This is a genomic window from Pseudoalteromonas sp. PPB1, from assembly GCF_015356275.1.
Classification (GTDB): domain Bacteria; phylum Pseudomonadota; class Gammaproteobacteria; order Enterobacterales; family Alteromonadaceae; genus Pseudoalteromonas; species Pseudoalteromonas rubra_D.
Window position 1 is genome coordinate 120,674 of record NZ_JACEQV010000006.1, and the last position, 25,498, is coordinate 146,171.

Here is a 25,498-nt window from a genome sequence, read left to right on the forward strand (position 1 = left end):
TGGAATCATAAAAGCCTACTTGGTAACGATGTGGAACTAAATATACCTTAAACTTGTCAGGAATTTGATAAAAAAGAGGATCTTTCATTGCTTAGATGGCTATTGGTATTATTTACGCCGGTTGTGTTCTCTCATCAGCACAGCAGTTTTGGTGTGCATGGACTTGCGCTGGTATATGTAGAGCACAAAATTATCGCTTCACATTTGCCACTTCCGAGGGGAATGCATGCTCGGCAACTTATCTTTGAAGTGCAAGCTGAAGAGCAACACCAAGAATCTTTGGTGCAGTTAATTAATTCAAACTCTTTAGTGACGTTTGCACCGAGAGCCTTCGAACTAGACAAGTTACGCAGTGGGGAGTTAGTTCGGGTGAAAGGCCATGTCTATCAGGGGCATTTTGAACGAGGTGGTGTTCAAGCGCTAACCGGGCTGACACTCAAAGTAAAAGAGATATTGCTCGATGAGCCTGTGGCGCTGGCTGATAATGGCCAGTACTACACCTTACCACTCACCATGAACGATTGTTTGCTAGTGCATAAAATCGGCCATCTTCCTAGTTTCGATCAGCTTATTCAAGTGAGGTGTCGTGACCATGCAAGTTTACCGCGGTTGCTGGATAGTATGACTGATAAACCGTTAGATAAAACTACTCCCTTAAAATTGCAATTTGTTCGTTCCTTATATCAGGAAATGCAAGACTTTATTGAACCTTAAACCCAGGCTCCTTGTTAGTGCAAAAAGAGCGTGCCTGAAACCAGGCTGGTGTGATTTTTGTAGTTCGGGCCGAGCGCTTGCCTGGCGTGACTGCAACCTGTACTTTGGGCGCCAGGTGGCGTTGAATCAGCTGCTGCACTTTGACGCTCTCAAGTTGCTCAAACGCTGAGATCAGGTTTTCTTTCATGTTTTGCGGGAGTGCCACGCCCAGGTTGGCATCATTCGCGCTTATCAGCCATAGTAACAGCGCTTTTTTTGACGCATCTGGGTAAGCGTCTATCAAGGCAGAAATAGGGCTGATCAGGCGCTGGAAATTGAGAGTGTGCCCTTGAATTGCAAATACGAGTAACAGGTTGGTGCCTGCTGTAATATTGCCTGAGCGTTTGTCACTGGACTGATAACCAACCAAGGCTTCACGAAAGTATGCTTCAGCTAAGTCTATTTTACCTTCATCCAGTGCCAGAGTTCCCAAATTATTATTAACGTTTGCCAGCGCACGTTCGTGATGAAGTCTGAGTGCAATGTTTTTTGCGGATTTGTAAGATTGTCTGGCAAGCGGATAGTCATTCATATGCCGTGATAAAACGGCAAGATTGATGAGTAATGCCATTCTTTTTTTGTCTGTCACATCAAGTGACAATGCGCAGGTATATAAAGATTTAGCTTCTGCCTGATAACCAAGGCGTCTTAGCGCGATGCCCATTGCACTGAGCATACTGGGAAGATGGTTTTTAAAGTAGGCGTGTTGCTGTAACTTAATCAGGGCAGCTAGCTCTGCTTCTATGTCGCTTAAATTATTTGTGGCAATAGCTGAGCGTACCTTAATTAAGTGCCAGCGGATCCGCTGTGAGGGAGTGAGTGTGGTTATTGACTCAACTTGCCTGAGCAGTTGGTAAGAGTGTGAAGGCTCTACAATAATATAGTCTTCGGCCTCTCTTAGGATATCCGCGGTGGAGCGGTGTATGGGTTGCAATTGAGGTGTGGCTGAAACAGGTAAGCCATATAGTAAACCAATGAGTAGTAACAACTTATATTGCAACGCATACTCCTAAAAAAGTGAGTGAACGACGAAACACTTTTTAAGATAGCGCAATAAAGGTGAGGCGTCTACGTATTAGGTATACGCCTTGAAAGGGCCAACCTTAGAGAAAAGCTTGTTCTTGTAATGCTTTTTCCACCACACTCAGGTTTGTACCTGTAATGACTTTATTGCCAATGATGATCTGCGGTATGTCAGCGCGTTTAAGGCTGTCAAACAGAGATTTTATCTTTTGATCATTGGATTCTATGTCTCTGCTCAGGTAATCAATATTGTGCTTTTTAAAGTAATCTTGAACCTGTTTACAGTATTGGCACCAGAGAGTGGTGTATAAAATCACAGGTTTGTCAGTTCCCTCGTAATGGGCAGATGTATCTTGAGTCATTATATTCGGATGATGATATAGTTTTAGATAGCCATATTTGAGCATGACGCCCAAGCTTAAACCCAGTAACAACATCAGAATAAACACCGCACTTCGCTTAGCTCGTTGCGCCATAATTTTCCTTATTATTTTTATTTGATCCAGTCTGCAAACTAGCAGGTAAGTTAAAATTACAAAAGGGTACAGATTGTGTCAATTATTTTAATAAATAATCGATGACAGCCGTTAAATTAGCGATGACCTGACTGGGCCGACCGAATAGTCGCATTGGAATAGGGTGGTTTTCTGCATAGCATGAACGTACTCCAGGTCAGTAATGAGGCTACACAGAGCGCAATGCAAGTTGCAATTGCCGCCCCAGTAATTCCATGTGTTGGAATAAGCAGCCAATTTAGTACTGCATCCGTAACAAGTGTTAACAGGCCGATGACTACCACGTATTTTCCTTTACCCGTGTATTGTAGCCAGGTTGAAATAAACGCTGTCATCGCCCAAAAGCATGATCCCAAAATTAGATATTTTAATGCGTCATGGGCGGTAAAAAAATCTCTCCCGAATAGCTGCAATAAATGTGCGCCTGATATCAATAGTCCAACAGTTAGTACTAAAATAATGATAAACATAACCTTTTGACCTTGCCATAACACGCGTTCGGCGTGTTCTTCACCTTTTTCCAAGGCTTGACCCAATAGGGGGACGAAAAGCGCGATCACACTCACTTGTGCAACTGGGATCATATGCGAAGTCGTAACAGCACCCGCATAATGTCCAACTTCATGCTCCAGTGCCAATAATTCAAGCATATATAAATCTAGCTGGGATATGGCAATGGTAACCAACATGGCCAGCATCATTGGGATAGAGGTTGTCAAAAGTTGTGACTGGTTGCGAATTGGCACAGTGTGGGTCAATGTAATGAGGTTTTTTCGATAGAGGATGAATAGCTGCCATGTCGTGATAAGCGCCAAGATGGCGATGCCAGCAACGATTACCTGCCAAAGCCGAACTTGGTTTAACAAAGAGGCTAATACCAAGATTGCCAGTGTTTTCCCGAGGGGCAGCACGATGCGCCATGGCAAGTTGGCGTAGGTCAGTAACTTTGCGCTTTGTAGCACGCGACTCAATATTGCACCTGCCGCTATAAGGGGAATTGCCGCCGAAATCCAAAGTAGCGCATGATGTTCATCTGGCGACCAACTCCCTAAATGAAGATAGCCACTCAAATAGGCGAATAAAAAGAGCAGTACAGAAATACAGGCAGCAATTTTGCAGAAGAAGATGACGAACCCACCCACTTCACTCGATGCTTTTTTGGCCAGTGGGTTAGCTAAGAACTTAGGGGCGACGCGATCACCGCCAAGCAGAACCAAAACACCGCAGATAGTGGCATAGGCATAAGCAACTTTATAATCGCCATATTCGTGTGCGCTTAGCGTGCGGCTCAAGCTTAGATTAAAGGTATAATCAGCCAAAAAACCGATAATAACGGATGCACAAAGTGTCAGGGCACCCTGTTTTAGGTATTTTTCTTGCTGCACTGTTCAGGCCGTCATTGAATACAAAGGGACTTACGCAATTATAGATTAACGAGTTGTCTGGTTAAATTTCACGGCATTACACCGGAAAAGGCGCTTGTGTGTCATATGCCAGAGCGATATCTATGCAGCGCAAAGCGGCTTGTTTATCACCTTGTACAAACGCAGATACCGTGGCACCTTCTTTTAGTAAACACAGCGCGTCGACGAGCCGATCGTTAGGTTGGGGCAGGCTATTAGTGATGAGCTGTCTGACCGCAACTTTATGACTGGCACAGCGGTCCTGAATTTGCCGGTCTAGTGTTACAGACTCACTGGCTGTATTAATAAAAAAGCAACCCCGGAAGCCGCCAAGTTCAGCAACACGATCATTAAACCAGTCATTGAGCGCGTAGAAAAGTTGCTTGACCAGCTCTTCATTATTTTGGGCATCAGTCAGTTTTGCTTCGAGCCACTGCAAATATTTCTGATCGCGAAGTGCTAAAGCTGCAAGGATCAAATCGTCTTTTGAACTGAAGTGATGATAGAGGGTTTTTTTTGCAATCCCGCTATAGGTAATGATCTCGTTGATCCCAACCGAACTTGTGCCTTTTTGGTAAAACAACTCTAATGCGCTGTTGAGTAGTAACGCTCGCTTGTCTGACATATCGTGCCTCCTTACGTTTGAGCCTATCTTGACATGGGTAGACAAACTTGTCTACATTGATGATGTAGAACGATTTGTCTACTTAAATTAAGGAGGAGAGTGTGCTCAATTGGACTGTATCTTTATCAGCTGGATTAGGCTCTATGTTGGCTATTATGGTGCTCGCATTGCTCGGGCGTAATGATCAGGGGTATTGGCTTCTGATGGCTGCTTTTGGCGCTTCTTGTGTGCTTATTTTTGCTGTGCCTGACAGCCCGCTTGCTAAGGCGCGTAATGTGATTGCCGGTCATAGTCTGACTGCCTTGATCGGGGTTGTATTTGTCTTCTGTTTACCTGTTAATCCGTTTACTTTGGGTCTGGCAACAGGCCTGGCTGTAGCGCTTATGGTCCTAACTAAAACCGTGCATCCGCCAGCTGGTGCAAACCCGCTATTTATTATGATGAGCGGACAGGGCTGGACATTTTTGCTATTTCCAGTGTTAACTGGCGCCGTTAGCTTGGTCATACTCGGCCGCAGTTATCATTTGTTGAAAACACGTTGGCCCAAATTAACTTTAAAAAAATAAGCGGTCACAATTGAATTTATCAATAAAGTAAATGGTAGTGATTATCAATACCGTTTGTGTATAATGGACAGGATGGTCTTCACGTTATGACAGGGAGTGAAAAGTGCTTACTTCTATATTGGTCTTTGCGCTCATCGCAGGGGCCTCAGTTATTTATCTTAGCAACAAGAATCAGCGCTGGTTAAAAAAACAGATTAGCAGTCGCTGGCGTATTCTGGCTTACTTTTTATTTTCAGCCGCATTGATTGGTTTTTATAGCGGTATGAGTTTATCTGTAAGCCTGTTTATCTCTTTAATGGTAATTATGCTGTCACTTATGTTTATCCCGTTTTTGGTTTTGATGGTGAGAGATAAATAATGAAAAACTATACACCGATACAGCCTGATTGGTTGAGTAAAACGCTTGCCGGAATCATTGGTGGCGGATTATTAAGTTTCTCCATTGTTGGACTGTTTGCCTGGTTTGGTCCGTCTGGGCTGGCGTCTTCCATTAGCGACACAGAGTTACTGTGGAGAACTCAGTTTAACATGTGGCTGAGTGTACCTATTTGGTTGCTGGCCCTGAGTTTTACTTACATGTTCAGAAGTGGTGCTCGGGCTTGGTTTTACCTGTTGTCAGTCAGTGCCGCGTGCTTTGCCGTATTAGCGATATTAAGGGGAGTGTCATGAAGGTAAGAGCGGATATTCTGAGAGCCTATCAGAGTTTACACACCTGGACGGGGATCACTTCTAGTTTACTGCTGTTTATCGGCTTCTTTGCTGGCGCTTTGGTGATGTTTGCGCCCGAGATTGACCGCTGGGCGACGCCAACAAAACACCAGATGACTGCAATCGAGCCTGAACGTTACGATGTGCTATTGGATACGGTTTTACAAACACACCCAAAAGCGAGCAACAGTGTGAGTCTGCATTTTGATGAGGCTATGTCGCCAGTGAGCTGGTATGAGCAGGGGTCGACACGGGGATTGCGGCTGGATGATATTCGCTGGCATGGCACCTTGGATGAGAATAACCAGCTGATCACTGAACTGGTGCCCGTTAATACTTTATCTGCACTACTGGATATGTTGCATCGAACTGCCGGCATCGGGGGGGAGATTGGCCATACTCAGGCAGGCGTCTTCGTAATGGGGGTTGCTGCGGGTTTGTACTTCCTTGCACTGGTGTCGGGCGTCATCTTTCTATTGCCTACTCTGGTAAAACGATTCCTGGCCGTTCGAAACCAGGGAGAGCGAAAGCGATTCTGGCTGGATGGTCATAATTTGCTGGGTATTGCGAGTTTACCTTTTCATGTTGTGATTGCGTTTACGGTGTGCGTGTTTGCATTTCATGATGTGCTGTACGGTGGACTTGCTCAATTGTATGGCGATAAGCCTCTTTTTCCTCGCAATGCCCCCTCACAAATTGAGCGTAACATCGCTGACCTACCTAAGGTGAGCGAGTTGATTGCAGCAGCAGAATCTCATGCTCCTGGTTATCGGGTCGTACAGATAAAACTTAACAATCTTAATAAGCCAACCGCTTTTGCGACGATTGATGTGGTTAATGAAGCAGAAATAGCCAGAGGGGCATTACACGACTTTATCTTTATTAATCCTTATACACTTAATGTGGTGTCTTCCAGCGTTGCGAACTCACAGCAAACTATCTGGGCAAGGCTTGTATCAAGTTTCTTTGGTTTGCATTTTGGTAGCTATGGTGGTGACCTCGTACGTTGGGCGTATTTTTTCATGGGATTGGCAGGCGCCTGTTTATTCTACTCAGGCAATATTCTCTGGTTAGAGAAAAGACGTCAAAAGGGCACGGTACAGCGACGCTCTTATCGTGTTATGGGAGCACTTACCCTAGGCGTGAGCCTGGGAGCTATAATTGGTATCGCGGCCGTATTTGCTAGCAACAAGTGGCTGACACTGGCTCCGGTGAATATTAATCAGGCCTATATGTTTGTTTATTATGCATGTTTTGCATGTGTGCTGGTAAGTGCGTTTGTTTATGGTCCTGCCAAAACGGCGACTAACGGTCTGAAAGGCTTGGCTCTTCTGTGTGTTTTGATACCCATAACTTCAGTACTCGCTGCAATTGTACCTGCGTTGAATCTTTGGACGCCAAATGATCTGGGCACTTTGATGGTAGAGTGCATTGCATTTTTGTTTGGGAGTGTATTTTGGTATATGTCTGAATATGTTGAACGCAGAGCCGCAAATAATGAGCCCGGTAGTATCTGGTATCAGCCAAAAAGTAGTGCTAATGCGCCTGAACTGACAGTGAAACACAGTTAACTGATAAAGGCAGGGCATGGTTTGCTCTGCCTTTAATATATCTTAAGTTAGGAACACATCATACATAAAATTCAATAAAGCAAAGTCAGCTTATTGGTAAGAATCCTTAGCATACTATCTTCACAAGAAGCAGGGTCAGACAAACCCTGGATCAGTGTCATAAAGTAACAGTCCATCATGACTGTCGCTTTTATTTCATCGTACTCTTGCTCCGCAAAAAGGAGCGCCTTAAAGGCCGATATCTGATCGGCAAAGTAGGCTTGATGCCAAAGCAAATCAGTAAGTAGTGCCTGACTGAATTCACGATGCTGCAAATAAAAAGCGAACAGGTGGCTGGCATAGTGGCGTAACTTCAGCCTGGCAGAGTGATGTTGATCCGTGTTGATGGCATTTTCGATAACTGCATCGATACGCTGATGCATTGCAGTTTTCAGAATATCCACTTTACTCGGGAAGTGGCTAAAAACAGTTCCCACGGCAATACCCGCAGCTTTGGCTATTTGACGGGTGGAGGTCTCCTGATAGCCATGTGCAATAAACAGTTGCCAGCTTTCATCCAGGATTTGCTGTTTTGTTTTTTCACTTTTCTTCATTGCAGTTCGACACCATTTTTTTCGTCATTATACCATGAAAATTGGCCACCCATACATAAACTACCAGATATTAATCAGCACCTTAGACGTTACCTCAGAAGTTTTGAATTGATTCACTTTGGCACGACAGAGCTGTTTCATATTGTGAGACAGCAGCACAGTCAGACCGTTACATATTGACAATTGAGTGCGCTCAATTAAAAATGTGAGCGCGCTCAATAATTATGAAGGAGGTTTTATGTTGCAGCGGATTATTGGTTATGTTTTGTTTATCCCGTTTATCGTGTTTTACAGCTATGTACTTGGCCCAGTGCTCAAAGCTGTGCTGGTGCCTGGTGGATTAGCTTTATTATTTTTAATTTTAGGTCCTGACGGATTTATCTACCATTGGCGCCAAGCGCGAGCTGGACAACCTAAAATTGAAGTGCGAGAGGGTTAGCCTGGCAAATCTATTTAGTATGGAAATGTCGATTCGCTTTGCTGCGCCACTTGGGTATAATACGCTTGAAGTTGGCGCATACCCCAAAAAACTGCGTCTAAATCGTTCAATTTAAACTGAGGAATAATTATGACGGTTGGCATCATTATGGGCTCCAAGTCCGATTGGCCTACAATGCAACATGCAGCAGATATGCTGGATAAGTTCGGTATTGAATACGAAACAAAAGTTGTTTCTGCGCACCGTACACCACAGTTGTTAGCTGACTATGCTTCCTCAGCGGCAGATCGAGGCATTAAAGTTATTATTGCTGGCGCCGGTGGAGCTGCACATTTGCCTGGAATGGCTGCCGCATTTACCAGCCTGCCAGTACTAGGTGTGCCTGTGAAATCTAAAACGCTTAATGGTGTTGATTCATTGTTGTCTATCTGCCAAATGCCTAAAGGCGTAGCTGTTGGCACGCTTGCTATCGGTGATGCTGGCGCGGCAAATGCTGGCTTGCTCGCTGCGCAGATATTGGGTTGTCAACAACCAGAGATTTTCGACAAGGTAGAAGCGTTCCGTAAGGCACAAACTGAAACCGTTCTGGCTAACCCTAACCCAGCAGAGTAGTAATGAAAGTATTAGTTTTAGGTGCAGGCCAGTTAGCTCGTATGATGAGCTTGTCTGCCACTCACTTAGATATTCAGGTTTCTGCATACGATGTTTCTACTCAGCAAATCATTAACCCGGTAACGTTTGAAGCGCACAGTGCAACACTTGACCAAGCGATAGCGGACGTCGATGCTATTACCGCAGAGTTTGAACATATTCCGGCGGACGTTTTGGCGGTATGCCAGCAAACGGGCAAGTTTTATCCAGGAGCTGAAGCCATTTTGACCGGTGGTGATCGGGCTAAAGAAAAAGCCTTGCTAGAAAAAGCGCAGGTGGCCTGTGCTCCATATGCATTGATCACCGAAAAATCACATTTTCTGGCTGCAGTTGAAAAACTGGGTAAGCCGCTTGTCGTTAAAACATGCCAGGCCGGCTATGACGGCAAGGGTCAATGGCGCGTGAAGCATGACGATGAAATTGAGGCTATCTGGCAGGAAATGTCTGAGTTTTTGGCTGCCGGTACCGAAGCGGTTCCTCATGCCATTATTGCAGAGCAAATGATCCCATTCGACCGTGAAGTGTCAATTATTGGTGTGCGAGATCGTAATGGCCAATGTCGTATCTATCCGTTGACAGAAAATCAGCACACTAATGGCGTGCTAACATTATCTATCGCAGGAAAAGAGAAGTCTGCAATTCAAGCTCAGGCTGAATCGGCATTCTCAGCGGTAGCCAGCGAACTTGATTATGTTGGCGTGCTGGCAATTGAGTTTTTTGATGTTGATGGCACGTTATTGGTTAATGAAATTGCACCACGTGTGCACAATTCAGGTCACTGGACACAACAAGGGTGTCACGTTAGCCAATTTGAAAACCATATTCGCGCTATCGCTGGATTGCCCATTGGTGATACCAGTCTTATCAGGCCTACTGCCATGATCAATGTATTGGGACAGGAAAACATTCCAACTAACGTATTGCAGACGCTCGGTGTGACCAGCCATTGGTATGGTAAAACGGCCAAACCCGGAAGAAAAATGGGGCATATTAACGTCTCAGCGAACAGCTTACACGAGTTGGGTGAGCGGCTTGCTGATCTGGCTGAGATACTCCCTGAAGCGGCTTATCCTGGTATAGCCGAGACTAGCCATGCTCTAATTCTCAACTAGGGCATAATCGCGTCGGGGTTTATGATTACCCGACGCAGTTTCATCTGGTGACTGCGTGCGAGCGTACATATTTTGTTAGAACGACCAGGCTTCCATAAAGCTTTATTTTTATTAGCATTCTTATTCGCGTTATCACCTTTTGCCAGCGCGTCTTCAGCACTGTTCATCGGTCTTGGATTTGCACTTGTATTAGGTAACCCCTTACCGGATTTATCCAACAACGCATCAAAATGGTTATTAAAACTGGCCGTTATTGGATTGGGTTTTAACGTCAATATCGAAGAAGTACTGGCCGTTGGGCGTAGCTCCCTGGTGTTAACCATCGTCAGTATCACGGCAACGATAGGCCTGGGTGAAATTCTCACCCAAGTGTTTCGCCTTAATCGCAACACGGGGACTTTGATCTCATTTGGCACAGCAATTTGTGGTGGCAGTGCGATTGCGGCAATGGCGCCGGTGATCAAGGCCAGACAGGACGAAATCGCTATTTCACTCAGTGTAATTTTCGCTTTAAATGCGCTTGGCTTGCTTGTTTTTCCTTGGCTCGGACATTATTTTTCGCTCTCGGAGAGTCAGTTTGCTTTATGGAGTGCGCTGGCGATTCATGACACCAGCAGTGTTGTTGCTGCGGCCTCGGTGTATGGGCCTGTTGCTCTGACGATGGCAACTACGATTAAACTTACCCGGGCGATGTGGATTGTGCCGTATGCTGCTATGGCAGGTGTGTTCTGGCGCTCTTCTGAAAAAGCCAGTATTCCTTTGTTCATCATCGGCTTTGTTGCTGCGGCTATGATTAACACCTGGCTGCCAGATTACCAGCCTGTGTGGTCTGTACTTTATAGTGGTGCCAAGTCAGTATTGGTTGCGAGCTTATTTCTGATAGGCAGCGGTGTTTCGATGGCAATGTTACGCCAAAGTGGCTGGCGTCCTTTTGCTATGGCATCTGTACTTTGGTTTATCGTCAGTGGCGTTATGTTGTTACTGATTTTGGATGGTCTGGTTACACTGTAAAAGGCAACTGGTCTCTTCATTGAATCAATACATGGTTCGATTCGCACAGCAGAACAAGGTATTACAAAAAAAATAAAAAAAATGAATTTTTTTGGAACTTATTCTATCACTCGCAGGTCTACTTTTATGAGGCGTGGATAGGCCTCATTTCATACTCGTTGTCCATCAACGACTATGTGAGCGCAGAGAGTATTTGGCCAGTAGCTTTACTGGCCTTTTTTTTGCAATAAACGCTCTGTCTGGTTGTTTATCTAAAATTGTTCGAATTATCCGGTTTCATTTGCTTAAATTAGGCTTCAATTGCAAATTTAGATAATTCATAAAATGAAACAATCTCTTACTTCTCTCGCCGTGGCATCCGCTTTATTTTTGGCTGGTTGTCAGGTCACACAAAACAGTAATAACAATCAAGCTTCCCAAAATACGCCTCCAGCAGCTGTAGCTACGACTGCCGAAACAACAGGCTCTGATGTAATTACCCTTGAACAGGCAATGGCAGACCCAGATTGGCTCGGCAGAAAGCCTGAAGACGGTTTTTGGAGTGCAGATAGCCAATCTGTTTTGTTTAAACAAAAACAATCAGGGAGCAAACTAAGAGACACGTTTAAGTATGATGGACAGGGAATTGAACAGGTTGCCTTATCTGACAAACATCAGGTAGGTTCGGAAAATGCTGTTTATTCACATGACGGTGAGCTTCAGGCTTATGTATTTGCAGGAAATGTGTTCGTTAAAGATATCAGCGGCAACCAGGTAACACAGCTAACCAGATCAAGCCAAAAAGCCGAGCGACTTCAGTTTTTGACCTCAGGGCAACTAGCGTATCTTGCGGACAATACGTTTTATGCGATTGATCTTACCACTGGCCTGACAACAGAGCTGGCTAAATTGATAGTCGAGGATGCGCCGCCGGGCGTCACTGAGCCAGCCAGTTATATCGCACAAGAGCAGCATCAATTAATCGGCTACGTGGCACTACAGCATAAGAATGCCAAAGACGCACAGAGCCGCAAAAAAGCGTTAGTAGATCAAAATAGCACCTTAGATAACAATCTCTTTTACCTGGGCAAAGACCAGCGCATCGTAGAAAGCAGCTTGTCTCCGGCAGGTGACAAACTCATTGTAGCCATTACCAAAGACATCCCCGAACAAAGTGCTCAGGATATCATGCCAAACTATGTGACACAGGATGGTAATATCGACCCGGTTAAGGCTCGTAGTCGTGTCGCAGACAACAAACCGGTCGAACACACACTGGTATATATTGACCTAAACACTAAACAGCAACAATCACTGGGATACGAGACATTACCTGGTTTTGATGAAGATGTGTTAGCACAGGTCAGGAGAGAAAACGCTGAGGTACAAGGTAAAACCTATAGCAGTAAAAAAGCCCCACGTCATATCTCATTGATGCTCGATTGGGGTTGGGAGCAATCAGCCATTCAATGGAATACGCAGGGAAATGAAGTTGCATTGATGCTAGAGTCCTGGGACAACAAAGACCGTTGGATTGCTACGGTTGACTTTAGCAACAATAAACTTGTCTCTCAGCATCGCTTGTATGATGAAGCCTGGGTGAACTATACACACAATGATTTTGGCTGGCTTAATAACAAAAACACGCTGTACTATCTGTCTGAAGAGTCAGGTTACAGCCATTTGTACACCAAGCCTCTAAATGGAAAAGCGACCCAATTAACATCAGGAAAGTTCGAAGTTTCAGAGTTGACGCTAACTAAAGACAACGCTGCTATCTATTTTAAAGCGAATAAAAAGCACCCAGGTATTTACGAAATATACCGTGTAAATTTGCAATCTGGTGAGTTGGAAACATTAACCAATCTCGATGGTATGACAGATTATGTATTGAGTCCGGATGAGAGCAAACTCTTGTTGACGCATTCAAAAATTGTCATGCCTCCAGAGTTGTTTATTGCAGATGCTCAACCTGGAAGTGAAATAAAGCAAATTACTAATACAGTCTCTGAGGCGTTTTTAAGTAAAAAACTCATTGCACCTAAAGTCGTTGCAGTACCATCTAGCCATACCGACCAACCTATTTATGCGAAAGTTTACTATCCTGCAGATTATCAGGAAGGAGAACAAGGCAATACCCGTAAAGCAGTGATTTTCAACCATGGCGCTGGGTATTTGCAAAACTCTCACCTCGGCTGGTCAGTGTACTTCCGCGAGTTTATGTTTCACTCTTTACTTGCCAGCGAAGGGTATGTGGTAATGGACATGGACTACCGGGCATCAAAGGGATACGGACGAGACTGGCGTACGGCTATCTATCGTCATATGGGTAAGCCAGAAATCGAAGATTTGGCTGATGGCGTAAACTGGATGGTTGAGAACGTCAATGTTGATAAGGGCGCAGTCGGCACCTATGGCGGATCGTATGGTGGATTTATGACCTTTATGGCTTTGTTCACGCAGCCTGAATTATTCCAGGCTGGGGCAGCGCTTAGACCGGTCACAGATTGGGCTTACTATAATGACCCTTACACGTCTAATATTCTGAATCGTCCGGTGGATGATCCTATTGCTTATCGCCGTAGCTCACCGATTTATTTTGCTGAAGGCCTTAACAAGCCTATGTTGATCAATGCTCCCATGATTGATGACAATGTGTTTTTCCAGGATGTCGTTCGGTTGGTACAAAGATTGATTGAACTGGAGAAAGAAAACTATGAAACGGCAATTTATCCGGTAGAACCGCATGGCTTTGTGCAGCCTTCGAGCTGGCTGGACGAATATCGTCGTATCTATAAGTTGTTTAAAGAAAACTTATAATTAATGCGTGGCGCAGTTTATTCGAGCTGCGCCACAATCGTGTTATTTTTTTTGCCATAGCAAAGGCAAAGCCAGCACCATACCACCAACAGCACCAATCAGGTGTGACTCAATGGCAACGCGTGACGAAATGAGCTCTCCAACTTCAGCGCTGGGCCCGGCGTACTGCTCCCAAGCAAGCTTACCTAGAATACCTAAAAACAACAGAATACCAGTTCTTTCACCGATTTTGATGTCTTTTATCGCTCCCCAGACGATCACACCATGAAGCAGTCCGCTTAGCCCAGTATAAATACGAATATCCGGACAAAATAGCCAAATACCAATTCCAGTCCAAAGACCGAGTAACAGTAGATGTATCATATAAGTTTTGGGCGTGCGGTATTCTGCATGTAATACCCAGATAAACACGATACCAATGACATTCAGCAGCCAGTGCATCCAATTGGTGTGAACATACTGACTGGTCCAGATCCGCCACAACTCACCTTGGCCGATCAGCTCACGGTTAAACAGTAATAACTCCTGAACGGGTGGCAACATAAGTAATGTACAAAAGGCAATCAAAATCGCTGGCGGTAAGACGTAACGGGGCGCTAATGGCAGATCAAACATAATATTTCTTAGAATTTTTTTGCATATTGTGCCTGTTTACTTTTATGATGCCAATCATCTATCAGAAGAATTTCCAGACTCTATGAAACATCGCCTATCACTAGCCGCTCTGGCGCTTGGCGCCGTATTGCCATTCACTTGTTCAGCATTAGACAATAACACCAGAGAAGTCAGAGAACCCGAGGCTGCGACTGGACTGCAGCTTAAAAAAGAAAAAATCGCCAAAAAGTATATGGTTGTTGCAGCCAATGCGCATGCCAGTAAAGCAGGGCAGTTAATGTTGCAACAAGGTGGTAGTGCTATTGATGCCGCCATTGCAGCTCAGCTGGTATTGACGTTGGTAGAACCTCAATCTTCGGGTATCGGCGGTGGTGCATTTATTCTTCACTATGATAAAGAAAATGAATACTTGACAACTTTTGATGGTCGAGAAACGGCACCGAAAGGGGCAAACCCATCGCTATTCTTAGACAAAGAAGGCAAACCTGTGCGATGGATTGAAGCCGTTGTGGGTGGCCGCTCTGTTGGTACCCCAGGTATTTTGCATGCTTTAAAACAAGCACATGACAAGTATGGCAAACTTAAGTGGCGTCACTTGTTCAAGCCGGCAATCGCGTTGGCTGAAAATGGCTTTAAGGTATCACCTCGGTTGCACATGCTATTAAAGAAGGAACTAAACCCGGGGCTAACTAAATTGTCTCCCGCCAAAGAGTATTTTTATCCTGACGGTAAACCACTTGAAGCAGGCACTGTGTTACGTAACCCCCAGTTGGCAAAGTTATACCGGGAGGTGGCTGAATTTGGCCTCAAAGGCTTCTACGAAGGTAAAAATGCCGATGACATAGTACGTGCTGTGCAAAAAGCAGAAATTGCCCCGGGCACCTTGTCGTTGACGGATCTAAAAAACTATCACAGCAAGGAGCGAGCCCCGATTTGTACTAGCTACCACAGCTACCGGGTGTGTTCGATGGCACCGCCCAGCAGCGGTGGCATTGCTGTTTTACAGATCCTAAAGCTATTGGAGGGTAAGAAGCTAAGTCAGTATAAACCGAACGACCCGGAGGCCATTCATCTGTTTACACAAGCCTCTCGATTGGCGTTTGTCGACCGAAACTACTATATCGCAGACCCTGACTTTGTTGAGGTGCCAACACAAGGCTTGTTAAACCCAGCTTATCTTAAGCAACGCGCCTCGTTAATTGGTGACAAAGACAATAACGATTTCCCAATTGGCGATCCTAGTATGGGCTCGTTGGCTTATGCTCAGGATGACAGTTACGAACTGCCATCAACCACACATTTGTCCATCGTTGACGCTCAAGGGAATGCCGTTTCAATGACCTCATCGATTGAGATGGCTTTTGGTTCAACTGTTATGGTGAATGGTTATCTGCTGAATAATCAACTAACAGATTTTTCTTTATCACCGAAAGTAGGAGAATTATGGGTTGCTAATCGGGTAGAAGCGAATAAACGGCCACGCAGTTCGATGTCGCCTGTCATGGTGTTTAATAAAGATGGCTCGCTCAAACTGGTTGTTGGTTCTCCAGGTGGCAGTCGAATTATAAATTACGTCGCTCAAACGGTGATTGGCGTACTCGATTGGGGATTGTCTGCGCAACAGGCGATAGACTTACCCCGGGTAACCAATCGCAACCGATACACAACACTTGAGAAAGGCACTAACGTAACAAAGTTGAAGCCAATTTTAGAGGAAAAAGGACACGTTGTGCGCGTCAGAGACCTTAATTCTGGTATTCACGCCATAGAAGTCACTGATGATCAATTAATCGGGGGAGCTGATCCTCGCAGAGAAGGGGCGGCTATGGGAGAATCCAGCGAGTAACCTTGGCGATTATTTGGGATTTATCGTATAATGTACGGCTCTGTTTACGCATTGACCATGTTTAATCAGAGCCGTTTTTTATTGGTCTGACATGCTTAAAATTCATTGAATTTTAATGCATTTGCGCAATAATAATTCCTTGTACTTAAATTAACGAGTCACAGCTTGTAAATATGACTAAACAATCCGATCCCAATTATCTCTACATTCCATACTCTGGCCCAACGCTTTTAGAAACTCCGCTATTAAATAAGGGCAGTGCATTTAGTCAGCGCGAACGAGAAAACTTTAACCTCACAGGTCTCGTGCCGCCACGCTTCGAAACCATTGAAGAGCAGGTGGAACGTTGTTACCAGCAGTTTTCTAGTTTCAGCGACAACCTTAACAAGCACATTTATCTGCGCGCCATCCAGGATAACAACGAAACCTTATATTACCGTTTGGTCCGTGATCACCTTGAAGAAATGATGCCCATCATTTACACCCCGACTGTAGGGGATGCTTGTGAAAAGTTTTCAGACATTTATCGTAGCTCTCGAGGGTTATTTATTTCGTACGAAGAGCGACACCAAATCGATGATATCCTGCGCAACGCAACTAAAAATAAGGTAAAAGTCATAGTTGTAACTGACGGTGAGCGCATTCTGGGCCTGGGAGATCAGGGGATTGGTGGAATGGGGATCCCGATCGGTAAGCTTGCGCTCTATACCGTTTGTGGTGGGATCAGCCCGGCTTACACTTTGCCAGTCATGCTTGATGTAGGTACAAATAACGAAAAGCTACTTAATGACCCGATGTACATGGGAGCGCGCCATAAACGTATTTCTCAGGAAGAATACGACGAATTCCTCGATTTGTTTATCAAAGCTGTAAAACGCCGTTGGCCCAATGTTTTGCTTCAGTTCGAAGATTTTGCTCAACCGAATGCAATGCCTTTACTGAGCCGCTATCGTGATGAGATCTGTTGTTTTAACGACGATATTCAGGGAACAGCCTCTGTTACCGTTGGTTCATTGTTAGCTGCTTGCCGTGTTAAAGGCACTAAGCTGTCTGAACAAAAAGTCGTTTTTGTCGGTGCCGGCTCTGCTGGTTGTGGTATTGCAGAGCAAATCATTGCGCAAATGGTGTCGGAAGGTATTTCTGATGAACAAGCACGTAGTCAAATATTTATGGTTGACCGTTATGGCCTGCTAACGGAAGGCATGGAAGGGTTACGTGACTTCCAGGCAGCTTTGGTTCAGTCGAAATCAGCACTTGAGGCATGGAACTTCAGTGGCGAATATGCCTCATTGCTGGATGTTATGCATTGTGCGCAACCTGACATTTTGATCGGTGTATCCGGTCAGCCAGGGTTGTTCACCGAACAGGTGATTAAGGCAATGCACACAGGGTGTGAACGTCCTATTATTTTCCCACTGAGCAATCCGTCTCGTCAGGTAGAAGCCCATCCAAAAGACGTGATTGAATGGACCCAAGGCCAGGCGATAGTGGCGACTGGTAGTCCGTTCGAGCCAGTAGAGTTTAATGGTGAAACATTCACTATCCCACAGTGTAACAACAGCTATATTTTCCCAGGTATTGGTTTGGGTGTTTTGGCTGCAAAAGCATCACGTATCACAGAATCTATGCTGATGATTGCCAGTGAGATGCTGGCTGAGTCTTCTCCTTGGGCTAATACAGGTAAGGGCAGTCTGCTCCCTTCACTTGTTGAGATCGAACCATTGAGCAAACGCATTGCTTTTGCTGTGGCTAAAAAAGCAATGGAAGAGGGCGTGGCGCTGGAAATGCCGGAAGACCTTATCTGGGCCGCAATCGAGAAAAATTACTGGTTACCTGAGTACCGTAACTACAAACGTTGCAGTGTCTAAGCCAGTAAAATAAAGGGTGTGGCGCATTTACTAATTTTGCGCCACACTTATTATCAGTATGAAGCGCTATAAAGATAGCGTTGGGCTGTGCATGGAGCACTGATAGAAAGTCTGTGCAATCCGACCCCATTTTGCTCTGTAGTAGGATCCCAGCAAAACCGGCTTTGCATTGATGTTCGATGTAGGTGAACTAAATGCGCTATGCCTTCATGATAGCACTGTTGTTTTTTTCTCTCGGGTTACGCAGTGAGCCTATTCACATAGACATTGTGTCTGATTATTCCCCTGATTCAAATAAAGCCCCAGCCGATTTGGCTACACAGCTTTTGCTTAAACTCGAAGAAACACTCGAGGGTAAATTAATTCTGACTTTCATGCCGGCCAGCCGAAAAAGAGAGTGGCGTGAGTTGGTGCGTAACCCTAAAGCCTGTTTGTATAACAAAGTAAAAACGCCAGAAAGGGAAGCCATGGCATTGTTTACGCCTTATCCGCTGATGTCTTTTCCTGCCAACCGATTGATACTAAAAGATCAACCGAACATTCCAGATACAGTGTCACTGGGCACCATTGTCAGAATGGGGCTTAATATAGGTGTCTCAGAGGGGCGCTCTTATGGTCTGGATATCGACAATTTTATTTTAGATAACCGACGGGCCTTTTGGTTATCGCAAGGAAATCAAAGTGCTTTTCGACTGAGAACTATGTTAAGTCAGGGCAAGCTGGATGGCATTATTGAATATAGTTCTGTGTTTATTAATGAACACCCATCGGCTCAGGCTCTTAACGGCTATAGTTTTCATGCAATTGAAGAAGCTGGCCTGACCATTTTTGGTTATATCGCTTGTGCGAAATCGAATGAGGGTAAGCGCGCTGTCGACTTTTTACAATCCGCGCTGGAAAGACCAGACTTACAGCAAGCGATTATTTCAGCCCACACCGGCTTGTTTTTTGCGCAGGAAGAACCCTTTATTCTGCGCTCTTTACACAAAGCGTATAACATTCAGCATTGATTAACAAACTTGTGCTTTAATTGGCGCAAAGCATGTGGTTTTATAAACCACACATTTTGTTGAATCAAAGTAAGGAGGCGTTCATGCGCTCACTTTTAGCAGCCGCAGCATTCGCAATCAGTGCCTGTGCAAACGCAGGCAGTTTACCAGAAGGCCCACATTTGTATGTTAAAGGGATGTCGTCTATGGAAGTGCAGCCTGATGCCGCCATCATTCGCGTCGCGATAACAGAAAAGCATAAGTCGTTGCCTGACGCCAAGTCAAATGTTGACCAAATCATGGCAAAGGCTATCCAGATAGCGAAAGACTTCGGTATTAAGAGTAAGGATATCCATGCGCAACAACTCAATGTTCATCGTCAAACACGCTACAACCGCAAATCTAATGAAGAAGAATTCGAAGGTTTTAGAGTCAATCGCAGCCTGACTGTTAAGCTTAAAGATCTCGCTGAATATCCCAACCTGCTTCAGGCTTTTGTGGATAGCGGCATCAACCAGTTTAATAACACAGAATTTGTTGTTGAAGATAAAGCCGAATATATGAAAAAGCTTAAGAAATCAGCTATTGAAGAGGCCAAGGCCGCAGCCAGAGAGCTGGCCGATGACTTTGATGTTGATCTGGGCCGTTTGTATTCTGTGTCATTTTCACCGATGAATGTGCCGGTACAACCTTACGCCCGAGGTAAAATGATGGCCGCTGAGTCTATGGATGTCAGCCAGGCTTACAATACCGGTGATACGACGTTATCTGCTGAGGTATATGCGGTATATTTTATTGAATAAACTCCCTATACTGGACCTACTTATAATACTTACAAGTAGGTCTGCGTCATGATAACAGGATTTTTTGCTGCATTATTTACACTTTTTTATATCAAACTCAGTTTTGATATCATAGGGTTACGTCATAAGAACCAAGTTTCTCTCGGGGATGGCGGTCACCCTGAACTAGAGCGTGCGATCCGTGCACATGGCAACTTCATGGAATATACGCCATTACTATTAATCTTGTTATTTGCTCTGGAATTTCAGGGAGGGCAGGCAATTTGGTTGTACGTCACAGGCGGCACCTATTTAGTTGGCCGGGTTTTACACTCGATTGCGCTTAACAAGGTGAAGCTTAAGATGCGCGTAATTAGTATGGCACTGAGTTTTCTGTCACTGCTGGCACTGTCAATTATTAATCTCTATTGTTATTTTGTTTAATGAAAAAAGTCTTTATTGCCGGTTTGCCAAGAACCGGCACTACCAGCGTTTGTGCTGCATTTCTCGAACTTGGGTTTAAAACAGCACATACAGCCTACACCCGTGATGCGCTAAATCAGGCGCAGGTCATAGCAGATACCCCCGTCTTTAACGACTATAAAAAGCTCGCAGTTATATACCCAGACAGCCGCTTTGTTTATCTTGAAAGAGCAATGACGTGCTGGATACCTTCTGTCAGGCAATTGCTTACCCGTATGCTACCCAGATTAGAGACCCAGCAAGGGGGGTTCAATGACACACTTAAGCGTTGTTATTTTGATACCTTTAAGAACTTAAGTGCTGAAAATATCTCATGTGATAAGTATCTTATTGATATTTATCATCAGCATCGCTACGAATTACTGAGCTTTCTAGAGGCGAAGCAGATAGAGCATTTAATATTAGATGTTTCCCAGCCGGATAGCTTACAACAACTCTCGGGCTTTCTCGGAGTGCACACTAATACCAATATTCGCATGCCGAACCTTAATCAGCACGGTAAAGTGACTGCCTGGAAGCAAATTGTTCATCCACTAAAAATTGAGTCAACCAGAAACGGCAAAGCAGACAGAGATAGTATTTTGTACAGCTCAACTATATAGTGGATTAAAATAATCTCCGATACTAGCTTTGTGTATCAAAGTTAGCTCAGGGCAGCGTTGTAATACGATGCCCTACTTGGGTAAAATGCCCGAAACAGGTAACTGAACAAGTAATATATGTTTGAATTAAAATTCCATACTCCATTTGAATGGACCCATAAAGTTATGGCTGAGTTTGATACTTTTTTGCAAGATCACGCAGCCGCAGAGAAAAAAGCCTCGGGCATGGCGATGTCAATGTTGAGTCATTATCCGGATCGAATAAAGCTGGTAAAGGCGATGGCAGATCTTGCGATTGAAGAGATGATTCATTTTAAGCAGGTTCTGAAGTTATTGACCGATCGCAGCGTGACGTTAGGCAATGACAAAGCCGACCCTTACATTAAAAAAATGCGAGCCTTATTTCGCCAGGGTTCAGATGAGTTTCTAATTGATCGTCTGCTAGTTGCTGCGGTAATAGAGGCGAGGGGGCATGAGCGTTTCTCTCTGGTTGCAGAAGCCTTACCTGAAGGCAAAGAAAAAGACTTTTACGTGACCATTGCTAAGTCAGAGGAAAAGCATAAAAATCTGTTTGTTGAGCTTGGTTACGAATATTTTGACAAGGCCATCATCGATGCTCGTCTCGAAGAAATACTGATTGCCGAATCCGAGATCTGCGAAAGCATTCCATTTACCGCTGCATTGCATTAATAGGTTATAGCGACCTAAAAACAGGTAATTCCTGTTATGTTAAATTGAATGCGAAATATAAAAGGGGCGACAACTCTGCTCCTTTTTTTGACACATAGAGTATGCTAACGACACGTAAGAACAATGAGTCAATAAATTAGGCACGAACAGCAGGGCGCTTTAGTTTTTCTTATATCGAAACTGAACATAAATGCTATTTACAGCTTTTGGCTGTATTGTATTTTATCTCATCCAGGACGCCATGTTGTTTAAACTCAGCGATAGCCTGGTTAAGCTCATACAGTAGCATTTTTCCGTGTTTATTACGCTTGGACACCGCAAAGAACAGCCCGTTCATTTGTAATATGGGCTCAACCATGACTAAGTTTTGCATCTGAGATGAATTGCTATGCTCTTGAGACAATGCTTCGAGCTCCATCTTAATGACTTCCGGGTCTCCGATAATTAGGTTCACGCGCCCAGCCATTAGCAGCCTGATATTGTGGGCGTCATCAACTGCCTCAATAACGTCAAATTTACCAGCATCCATTAAACGGTCAAACTCGGGGGTATTCTGATAGCCCCGGACAACACCAATTCGTTCATCTGTCAGTGCTACAAGGCTTGTAAAGTGGTCAGTGTTGTAGTTCTTTCGTTTATAAAGCGCAATGGGACCCCAGCCAAATGGATCAGTGAGCGCGAGATGATCCAAACGCCGCGTGCCTGGAAAAGTATCCGATGGTGCCTCCGGCTCGATATAGTATTCTGGGACAAGCACATCTACTTTGCCATTCTCCGCATAGGCTACGGCGCGTGCCCAGGGGTAGAAGGTAACCGTTGCACCATAATTCTGACTGTGCAATAAAGCAATTACAGCTTGCATAACCCAGCCTTGCTTACATAAGCTCTGACCAATGTAGGGTTGCCACTCCAGGGTCGTCACCTGGATCTGCTTGGAGGCATTCATATTGTAATGAAATGAATGGTCACCGATTTTTCGGCCCGTAACAATATGAGTACCTTTATAATCACGATAGGTTACACTGATCTGGTTACCGTTTGTATCAAAGGCAAAGGCGTAGCTAGTAATCAAACTGTATAACAGAAACAAGGCAATTAGCATTGCTGAAAGCTCATAGTAAAACTGATTTAAGCTTAGTCCAGATTCGAAGGAGTTGTTTAAATACCTTATTTAACATAACGTAAATTATGGGATGTTAATTGTGCTAGTCACAAGCGCTCTTCAGATTGCTTAATAAATATAGTAATGTCCTATACTAGACGGTATCGGACATTTTCAGTTTGTAGCATGACAATATTTTCAAGTTCGCTTATTCGGCAAAACCCGACATCAACCTACAGAATCAGCAACGTTGGCCTCGAGCTTGTGATAATTATGATGGGCTCAGATCATGACTCTCGGACTTTGATAGAACAATTGATGATTTAGCCTTATGCCTGTCCACTGTGCTTCTATGTAACGCGTAAAGATTTCTATTTACTCGCTGCTCATCGCTATGATGAATTTACAGTTAATTTATAAATTGCCATTGAGCTCACATTGCGCTTGTCTTAGTATTAGCCTTGTCGTTCAAAAGAAGTAAATACAATATGGAACTTGTCAGACCCCTAGAACCAATTTTGATCATCGATGACGTTGAGGATGTACGCAGTTACCTGATAGATATTCTTGAAAACCTGGGTTTTGAAGAAGTCTATGAATCAGAGGACTTTAAATCTGCAATGCCATTGATGGCAGAAAAATCCCCTAATGTTATTTTCCTGGATATAGAGTTACCCGATACCGATGGCACACAAATCCTTGAGTACATCAATGAAAATTACCCCAATGTTCATGTCATTATGTGTTCAGGGCATAACAGCCTGGAAAATGTGCAAAATACCTGGGAATTGGGTGCGAAAGGTTTTATTGCTAAGCCCTTTAACGCGAAAAAAGTCGATTCAGTAATGAAAAGACTTGAAATGATTGCATGAATAAAACCACCGAAGCAATAATTGATCAGCTATCAGAGCTGATATTAGGCAAAGAAGAACAGATCCGGTTGGCTGTTGTTTGTTTGTTATGTAAAGGGCATCTGCTCATTGAAGATTTACCCGGAATGGGTAAAACCACCCTCTCCCATGGTCTTGCCAATGTACTTGGGTTGAGTTATCAGCGTGTTCAATTCACCAGTGATCTGTTGCCCGCCGATATTACCGGTTCAAGTGTTTTTAATACCCAGCAACAGAGTTTCGACTTTCACCCCGGGCCTATTTTTAGTCAGGTATTACTGGCAGACGAAATCAATCGTGCCAGCCCCAAGACGCAAAGCGCTTTGCTAGAGGCAATGGAAGAGCGTCAGGTGACAGTAGATGGTAAGACTCACCCGTTGCCGGAACCATTTTTTGTCATTGCCACGCAAAACCCCTTGCATCAGTCAGGCACACATCCTTTGCCTGAGTCTCAGCTAGACCGTTTTTTCCTGAGGATAAGTCTGGGCTACCCAGATGAGAATGCTGAGAAAAGCCTGATATTGGGCAATAATCTGCAAAGGCAATCCCTGAGCGAGCTGTCATGCGTCTTAGATTTAACTGCACTGGCGGCCCTGCAGCAGGCCGTGGTCACCGTTAATCTGTCAGATTCGATAGTACAATATATCATTAACCTGGTGAATTTTACGCGCTATAGTGGCCAGTTTAGTGATCCCCTGTCACCACGAGCGAGCATTGCATTAGGCCTTGCAACACGTGCTTATGCACTCACTCAAGGGCGTGACTACGCATTACCTGATGATGTACAAGCCGTGTTTTCAGCCGTTGCAGGGCATCGCCTGAACATTTCCGCCAACGAACTAGAAGATGTAGTAAAAGGGATCTTTGATAACGTGGCGGTTGTATTGTAATCATGGGCAGTGACTGGTTGCAGTCCTGGCTGGCTGACATGATCAAGCGCAAGCATAGTGCTGCGCAGCTAACCCTCTCACACCATAATATCTATATTGTTCCTTCCAAACAGGGCGCATTTTTTTTGTGTATGGTGATCCTGAACTTTATTTTAGGTAGTAACTACCAGAATAACCTGATCCTTGGGGTCGCTTATGTCATGCTGCTTATTTTGGTTTTGGCATTGATATACGGCTACCTTAATTTGCATGGTCTGACACTTCAGTTACTGGATATTAAGAACAACTATGCTTCTAAACCAGTAGAAGTATTGATAAAGCTCAATACACCACATGACTGCTACTCACTCGATATTACCAGCCAGGACTTCGACTTTAGTGATTGTAGTGGTAATCATGAGCAAGGTAATCAAGTAGTGTCTTTGTTTTTACACCCAGAATTACGAGGGCGCTACCAGCTCGGTAGGCTCAAACTATCGAGTTGCTATCCTTTTGGGCTAGTACGTGTCTGGACTTATTTAAATGCAGACAAGACATTTTGTGTCTACCCTGCTCCACTGCCATGCCAATTTACATATAGTGAACAGGAAGAGACGTCCGGGCAAGGGCAATACGTGCATCAAAGCACCCAAAGTCATGAGAACTTCGATGGCTTAGAGCGCTTTAGGCCTGGAATCAGTAAAAGCCGCATTTCCTGGCGACATTTTGCTAAGAGTCAGCAGCTTTTGGTGAAGCAATACAGTGGCGATAGCTATTATTCTCAGCATACTTTTGATTATGCAGATCATGATGGCAACAAGGAAAATCGTCTGTCGAAGCTGTGTTATCAGGTGCTTGAGGCTGATAAACAAGGCGATATTTTTGCCCTGCGGTTGAACAATGCCACACAGGTAAACGCTGATCGGGGAGATAAACATAGGGAAAAGTGTCTGGAGGCATTGAGTGACTTCTGACAAACTCATAAGCTCCCAA

27 protein-coding genes are annotated in these 25,498 nt (G+C 44.4%); 20 read left to right on the forward strand and 7 right to left on the reverse strand.

Annotated elements, in window-relative coordinates; all coding sequences use genetic code 11:
• Window positions 1-87 precede the first annotated feature (87 nt).
• Window positions 88-714: a hypothetical protein gene (locus IY568_RS08105; protein ID WP_194867261.1), complete on the forward strand. Its 627-nt coding sequence runs from the start codon at window positions 88-90 to the stop codon at window positions 712-714.
• Here IY568_RS08105 and IY568_RS08110 read toward each other — a convergent pair.
• From IY568_RS08110 to IY568_RS08125, 4 genes are all read right to left on the reverse strand, one after another.
• Window positions 701-1,753 carry a tetratricopeptide repeat protein gene (locus IY568_RS08110; protein WP_194867262.1) on the reverse strand — a complete coding sequence of 351 codons (1,053 nt, stop codon included), beginning with the start codon at window positions 1,751-1,753 and terminating at the stop codon, window positions 701-703. The two genes, IY568_RS08105 and IY568_RS08110, sit on opposite strands and share 14 nt — an antisense overlap.
• A gap of 103 nt (window positions 1,754-1,856) precedes the next feature.
• Window positions 1,857-2,252, reverse strand: coding sequence for a glutaredoxin family protein (locus IY568_RS08115; protein ID WP_125559567.1), 396 nt, complete (start codon window positions 2,250-2,252; stop codon window positions 1,857-1,859).
• 116 nt (window positions 2,253-2,368) lie between these two features.
• A complete protein-coding gene (locus tag IY568_RS08120) occupies window positions 2,369-3,676 on the reverse strand; it encodes an oligosaccharide flippase family protein (protein WP_194867263.1) in 1,308 nt (435 codons plus the stop codon).
• A 76-nt stretch (window positions 3,677-3,752) separates the two neighbouring features.
• Window positions 3,753-4,319: a TetR/AcrR family transcriptional regulator gene (locus tag IY568_RS08125; RefSeq protein ID WP_125559563.1), complete on the reverse strand. Its 567-nt coding sequence runs from the start codon at window positions 4,317-4,319 to the stop codon at window positions 3,753-3,755.
• Between the two features lie 101 nt (window positions 4,320-4,420).
• On the opposite strand from IY568_RS08125, the gene IY568_RS08130 reads away from it, so the two are divergent.
• The 4 genes from IY568_RS08130 (at window position 4,421) to IY568_RS08145 (ending at window position 7,164) form a co-directional block, all read left to right on the forward strand.
• Entirely contained in the window at window positions 4,421-4,885 is a 465-nt protein-coding gene (locus IY568_RS08130; protein WP_323744735.1) for an HPP family protein, read from the forward strand.
• A gap of 103 nt (window positions 4,886-4,988) precedes the next feature.
• Window positions 4,989-5,243 carry a hypothetical protein gene (locus tag IY568_RS08135; protein ID WP_138538233.1) on the forward strand — a complete coding sequence of 85 codons (255 nt, stop codon included), beginning with the start codon at window positions 4,989-4,991 and terminating at the stop codon, window positions 5,241-5,243.
• Window positions 5,243-5,554 carry a hypothetical protein gene (locus IY568_RS08140; RefSeq protein WP_125559559.1) on the forward strand — a complete coding sequence of 104 codons (312 nt, stop codon included), beginning with the start codon at window positions 5,243-5,245 and terminating at the stop codon, window positions 5,552-5,554. The genes IY568_RS08135 and IY568_RS08140 overlap by 1 nt, the downstream gene beginning before the upstream one ends.
• Entirely contained in the window at window positions 5,551-7,164 is a 1,614-nt protein-coding gene (locus IY568_RS08145; RefSeq protein WP_194867264.1) for a PepSY-associated TM helix domain-containing protein, read from the forward strand. The genes IY568_RS08140 and IY568_RS08145 overlap by 4 nt, the downstream gene beginning before the upstream one ends.
• A gap of 71 nt (window positions 7,165-7,235) precedes the next feature.
• On the opposite strand, the gene IY568_RS08150 is transcribed toward IY568_RS08145, so the two are convergent.
• The gene (locus IY568_RS08150; RefSeq protein WP_125559555.1) at window positions 7,236-7,757 is read right to left on the reverse strand and encodes a TetR/AcrR family transcriptional regulator; all 522 of its coding nucleotides are present in this window, start codon (window positions 7,755-7,757) and stop codon (window positions 7,236-7,238) included.
• A gap of 238 nt (window positions 7,758-7,995) precedes the next feature.
• Here IY568_RS08150 and IY568_RS08155 point away from each other — a divergent pair, with 238 nt between their 5' ends.
• The 5 genes from IY568_RS08155 (at window position 7,996) to IY568_RS08175 (ending at window position 13,769) form a co-directional block, all read left to right on the forward strand.
• Complete coding sequence (locus tag IY568_RS08155) at window positions 7,996-8,196, forward strand: hypothetical protein (RefSeq protein WP_138538235.1); 201 nt, start codon at window positions 7,996-7,998, stop codon at window positions 8,194-8,196.
• Window positions 8,197-8,325: 129 nt separating this feature from the next.
• Window positions 8,326-8,808: a 5-(carboxyamino)imidazole ribonucleotide mutase gene (purE, locus tag IY568_RS08160; protein WP_194867265.1), complete on the forward strand. Its 483-nt coding sequence runs from the start codon at window positions 8,326-8,328 to the stop codon at window positions 8,806-8,808.
• A 2-nt stretch (window positions 8,809-8,810) separates the two neighbouring features.
• Window positions 8,811-9,959: a 5-(carboxyamino)imidazole ribonucleotide synthase gene (locus tag IY568_RS08165; RefSeq protein WP_194867266.1), complete on the forward strand. Its 1,149-nt coding sequence runs from the start codon at window positions 8,811-8,813 to the stop codon at window positions 9,957-9,959.
• A 69-nt stretch (window positions 9,960-10,028) separates the two neighbouring features.
• The gene (locus tag IY568_RS08170; RefSeq protein ID WP_138538237.1) at window positions 10,029-10,970 is read left to right on the forward strand and encodes a YeiH family protein; all 942 of its coding nucleotides are present in this window, start codon (window positions 10,029-10,031) and stop codon (window positions 10,968-10,970) included.
• Between the two features lie 324 nt (window positions 10,971-11,294).
• Window positions 11,295-13,769: a S9 family peptidase gene (locus tag IY568_RS08175; RefSeq protein ID WP_194867267.1), complete on the forward strand. Its 2,475-nt coding sequence runs from the start codon at window positions 11,295-11,297 to the stop codon at window positions 13,767-13,769.
• Between the two features lie 42 nt (window positions 13,770-13,811).
• Here the strand turns inward: IY568_RS08175 and rrtA are convergent, their stop codons facing one another.
• Window positions 13,812-14,384, reverse strand: coding sequence for a rhombosortase (gene rrtA / locus IY568_RS08180; protein ID WP_138538239.1), 573 nt, complete (start codon window positions 14,382-14,384; stop codon window positions 13,812-13,814).
• 82 nt (window positions 14,385-14,466) lie between these two features.
• Here rrtA and ggt point away from each other — a divergent pair, with 82 nt between their 5' ends.
• The 7 genes from ggt to IY568_RS08215 all read left to right on the forward strand — a co-directional run bounded on the left by ggt (window position 14,467) and on the right by IY568_RS08215 (window position 21,644).
• On the forward strand, window positions 14,467-16,230 hold the full coding sequence (gene ggt / locus IY568_RS08185; RefSeq protein ID WP_194867268.1) for a gamma-glutamyltransferase: 1,764 nt from the start codon (window positions 14,467-14,469) through the stop codon (window positions 16,228-16,230).
• 173 nt (window positions 16,231-16,403) lie between these two features.
• Window positions 16,404-18,098 carry an NAD-dependent malic enzyme gene (locus IY568_RS08190; RefSeq protein ID WP_125559539.1) on the forward strand — a complete coding sequence of 565 codons (1,695 nt, stop codon included), beginning with the start codon at window positions 16,404-16,406 and terminating at the stop codon, window positions 18,096-18,098.
• A 194-nt stretch (window positions 18,099-18,292) separates the two neighbouring features.
• Window positions 18,293-19,108 (forward strand): ABC transporter substrate-binding protein, encoded by an 816-nt coding sequence (locus IY568_RS08195; protein WP_125559537.1) that lies wholly within the window; start codon window positions 18,293-18,295, stop codon window positions 19,106-19,108.
• An 83-nt stretch (window positions 19,109-19,191) separates the two neighbouring features.
• The gene (locus IY568_RS08200) at window positions 19,192-19,890 is read left to right on the forward strand and encodes an SIMPL domain-containing protein (RefSeq protein ID WP_194867269.1); all 699 of its coding nucleotides are present in this window, start codon (window positions 19,192-19,194) and stop codon (window positions 19,888-19,890) included.
• Between the two features lie 48 nt (window positions 19,891-19,938).
• Window positions 19,939-20,313 carry an MAPEG family protein gene (locus IY568_RS08205; RefSeq protein WP_138538243.1) on the forward strand — a complete coding sequence of 125 codons (375 nt, stop codon included), beginning with the start codon at window positions 19,939-19,941 and terminating at the stop codon, window positions 20,311-20,313.
• Entirely contained in the window at window positions 20,313-20,954 is a 642-nt protein-coding gene (locus IY568_RS08210) for a sulfotransferase (RefSeq protein WP_194867270.1), read from the forward strand. Before IY568_RS08205 ends, IY568_RS08210 begins: the two co-directional genes overlap by 1 nt.
• A 117-nt stretch (window positions 20,955-21,071) precedes the next feature.
• Complete coding sequence (locus tag IY568_RS08215) at window positions 21,072-21,644, forward strand: tRNA-(ms[2]io[6]A)-hydroxylase (RefSeq protein WP_125559529.1); 573 nt, start codon at window positions 21,072-21,074, stop codon at window positions 21,642-21,644.
• 193 nt (window positions 21,645-21,837) lie between these two features.
• Here the strand turns inward: IY568_RS08215 and IY568_RS08220 are convergent, their stop codons facing one another.
• On the reverse strand, window positions 21,838-22,746 hold the full coding sequence (locus tag IY568_RS08220; RefSeq protein WP_194867271.1) for a substrate-binding periplasmic protein: 909 nt from the start codon (window positions 22,744-22,746) through the stop codon (window positions 21,838-21,840).
• Window positions 22,747-23,234: 488 nt separating this feature from the next.
• Between IY568_RS08220 and IY568_RS08225 the strand changes: the two genes are divergently transcribed.
• The 3 genes from IY568_RS08225 to IY568_RS08235 are packed head-to-tail and all read left to right on the forward strand — an operon-like array spanning window position 23,235 to window position 25,479.
• Window positions 23,235-23,618, forward strand: coding sequence for a response regulator (locus IY568_RS08225; RefSeq protein ID WP_010384695.1), 384 nt, complete (start codon window positions 23,235-23,237; stop codon window positions 23,616-23,618).
• The gene (locus IY568_RS08230) at window positions 23,615-24,526 is read left to right on the forward strand and encodes an AAA family ATPase (RefSeq protein ID WP_138538245.1); all 912 of its coding nucleotides are present in this window, start codon (window positions 23,615-23,617) and stop codon (window positions 24,524-24,526) included. The genes IY568_RS08225 and IY568_RS08230 overlap by 4 nt, the downstream gene beginning before the upstream one ends.
• Before the next feature lie 2 nt (window positions 24,527-24,528).
• Window positions 24,529-25,479: a DUF58 domain-containing protein gene (locus tag IY568_RS08235; protein WP_194867272.1), complete on the forward strand. Its 951-nt coding sequence runs from the start codon at window positions 24,529-24,531 to the stop codon at window positions 25,477-25,479.
• The last annotated feature ends 19 nt before the right edge of the window (window positions 25,480-25,498 follow it).

Bases quoted from the DNA above. Each gene is read 5' to 3' on its own strand.
- IY568_RS08115 (WP_125559567.1), bottom strand. From the start codon at position 2,252: ATGGCGCAACGAGCTAAGCGAAGTGCGGTGTTTATTCTGATGTTGTTA.
- IY568_RS08125 (WP_125559563.1), bottom strand. From the start codon at position 4,319: ATGTCAGACAAGCGAGCGTTACTACTCAACAGCGCATTAGAGTTGTTT.
- IY568_RS08140 (WP_125559559.1), top strand. From the start codon at position 5,243: ATGAAAAACTATACACCGATACAGCCTGATTGGTTGAGTAAAACGCTT.
- IY568_RS08145 (WP_194867264.1), top strand. From the start codon at position 5,551: ATGAAGGTAAGAGCGGATATTCTGAGAGCCTATCAGAGTTTACACACC.
- IY568_RS08150 (WP_125559555.1), bottom strand. From the start codon at position 7,757: ATGAAGAAAAGTGAAAAAACAAAACAGCAAATCCTGGATGAAAGCTGG.
- IY568_RS08155 (WP_138538235.1), top strand. From the start codon at position 7,996: ATGTTGCAGCGGATTATTGGTTATGTTTTGTTTATCCCGTTTATCGTG.
- purE (WP_194867265.1), top strand. From the start codon at position 8,326: ATGACGGTTGGCATCATTATGGGCTCCAAGTCCGATTGGCCTACAATG.
- IY568_RS08165 (WP_194867266.1), top strand. From the start codon at position 8,811: ATGAAAGTATTAGTTTTAGGTGCAGGCCAGTTAGCTCGTATGATGAGC.
- IY568_RS08175 (WP_194867267.1), top strand. From the start codon at position 11,295: ATGAAACAATCTCTTACTTCTCTCGCCGTGGCATCCGCTTTATTTTTG.
- rrtA (WP_138538239.1), bottom strand. From the start codon at position 14,384: ATGTTTGATCTGCCATTAGCGCCCCGTTACGTCTTACCGCCAGCGATT.
- ggt (WP_194867268.1), top strand. From the start codon at position 14,467: ATGAAACATCGCCTATCACTAGCCGCTCTGGCGCTTGGCGCCGTATTG.
- IY568_RS08190 (WP_125559539.1), top strand. From the start codon at position 16,404: ATGACTAAACAATCCGATCCCAATTATCTCTACATTCCATACTCTGGC.
- IY568_RS08195 (WP_125559537.1), top strand. From the start codon at position 18,293: ATGCGCTATGCCTTCATGATAGCACTGTTGTTTTTTTCTCTCGGGTTA.
- IY568_RS08200 (WP_194867269.1), top strand. From the start codon at position 19,192: ATGCGCTCACTTTTAGCAGCCGCAGCATTCGCAATCAGTGCCTGTGCA.
- IY568_RS08205 (WP_138538243.1), top strand. From the start codon at position 19,939: ATGATAACAGGATTTTTTGCTGCATTATTTACACTTTTTTATATCAAA.
- IY568_RS08210 (WP_194867270.1), top strand. From the start codon at position 20,313: ATGAAAAAAGTCTTTATTGCCGGTTTGCCAAGAACCGGCACTACCAGC.
- IY568_RS08215 (WP_125559529.1), top strand. From the start codon at position 21,072: ATGTTTGAATTAAAATTCCATACTCCATTTGAATGGACCCATAAAGTT.
- IY568_RS08220 (WP_194867271.1), bottom strand. From the start codon at position 22,746: ATGCTAATTGCCTTGTTTCTGTTATACAGTTTGATTACTAGCTACGCC.
- IY568_RS08225 (WP_010384695.1), top strand. From the start codon at position 23,235: ATGGAACTTGTCAGACCCCTAGAACCAATTTTGATCATCGATGACGTT.
- IY568_RS08230 (WP_138538245.1), top strand. From the start codon at position 23,615: ATGAATAAAACCACCGAAGCAATAATTGATCAGCTATCAGAGCTGATA.
- IY568_RS08235 (WP_194867272.1), top strand. From the start codon at position 24,529: ATGGGCAGTGACTGGTTGCAGTCCTGGCTGGCTGACATGATCAAGCGC.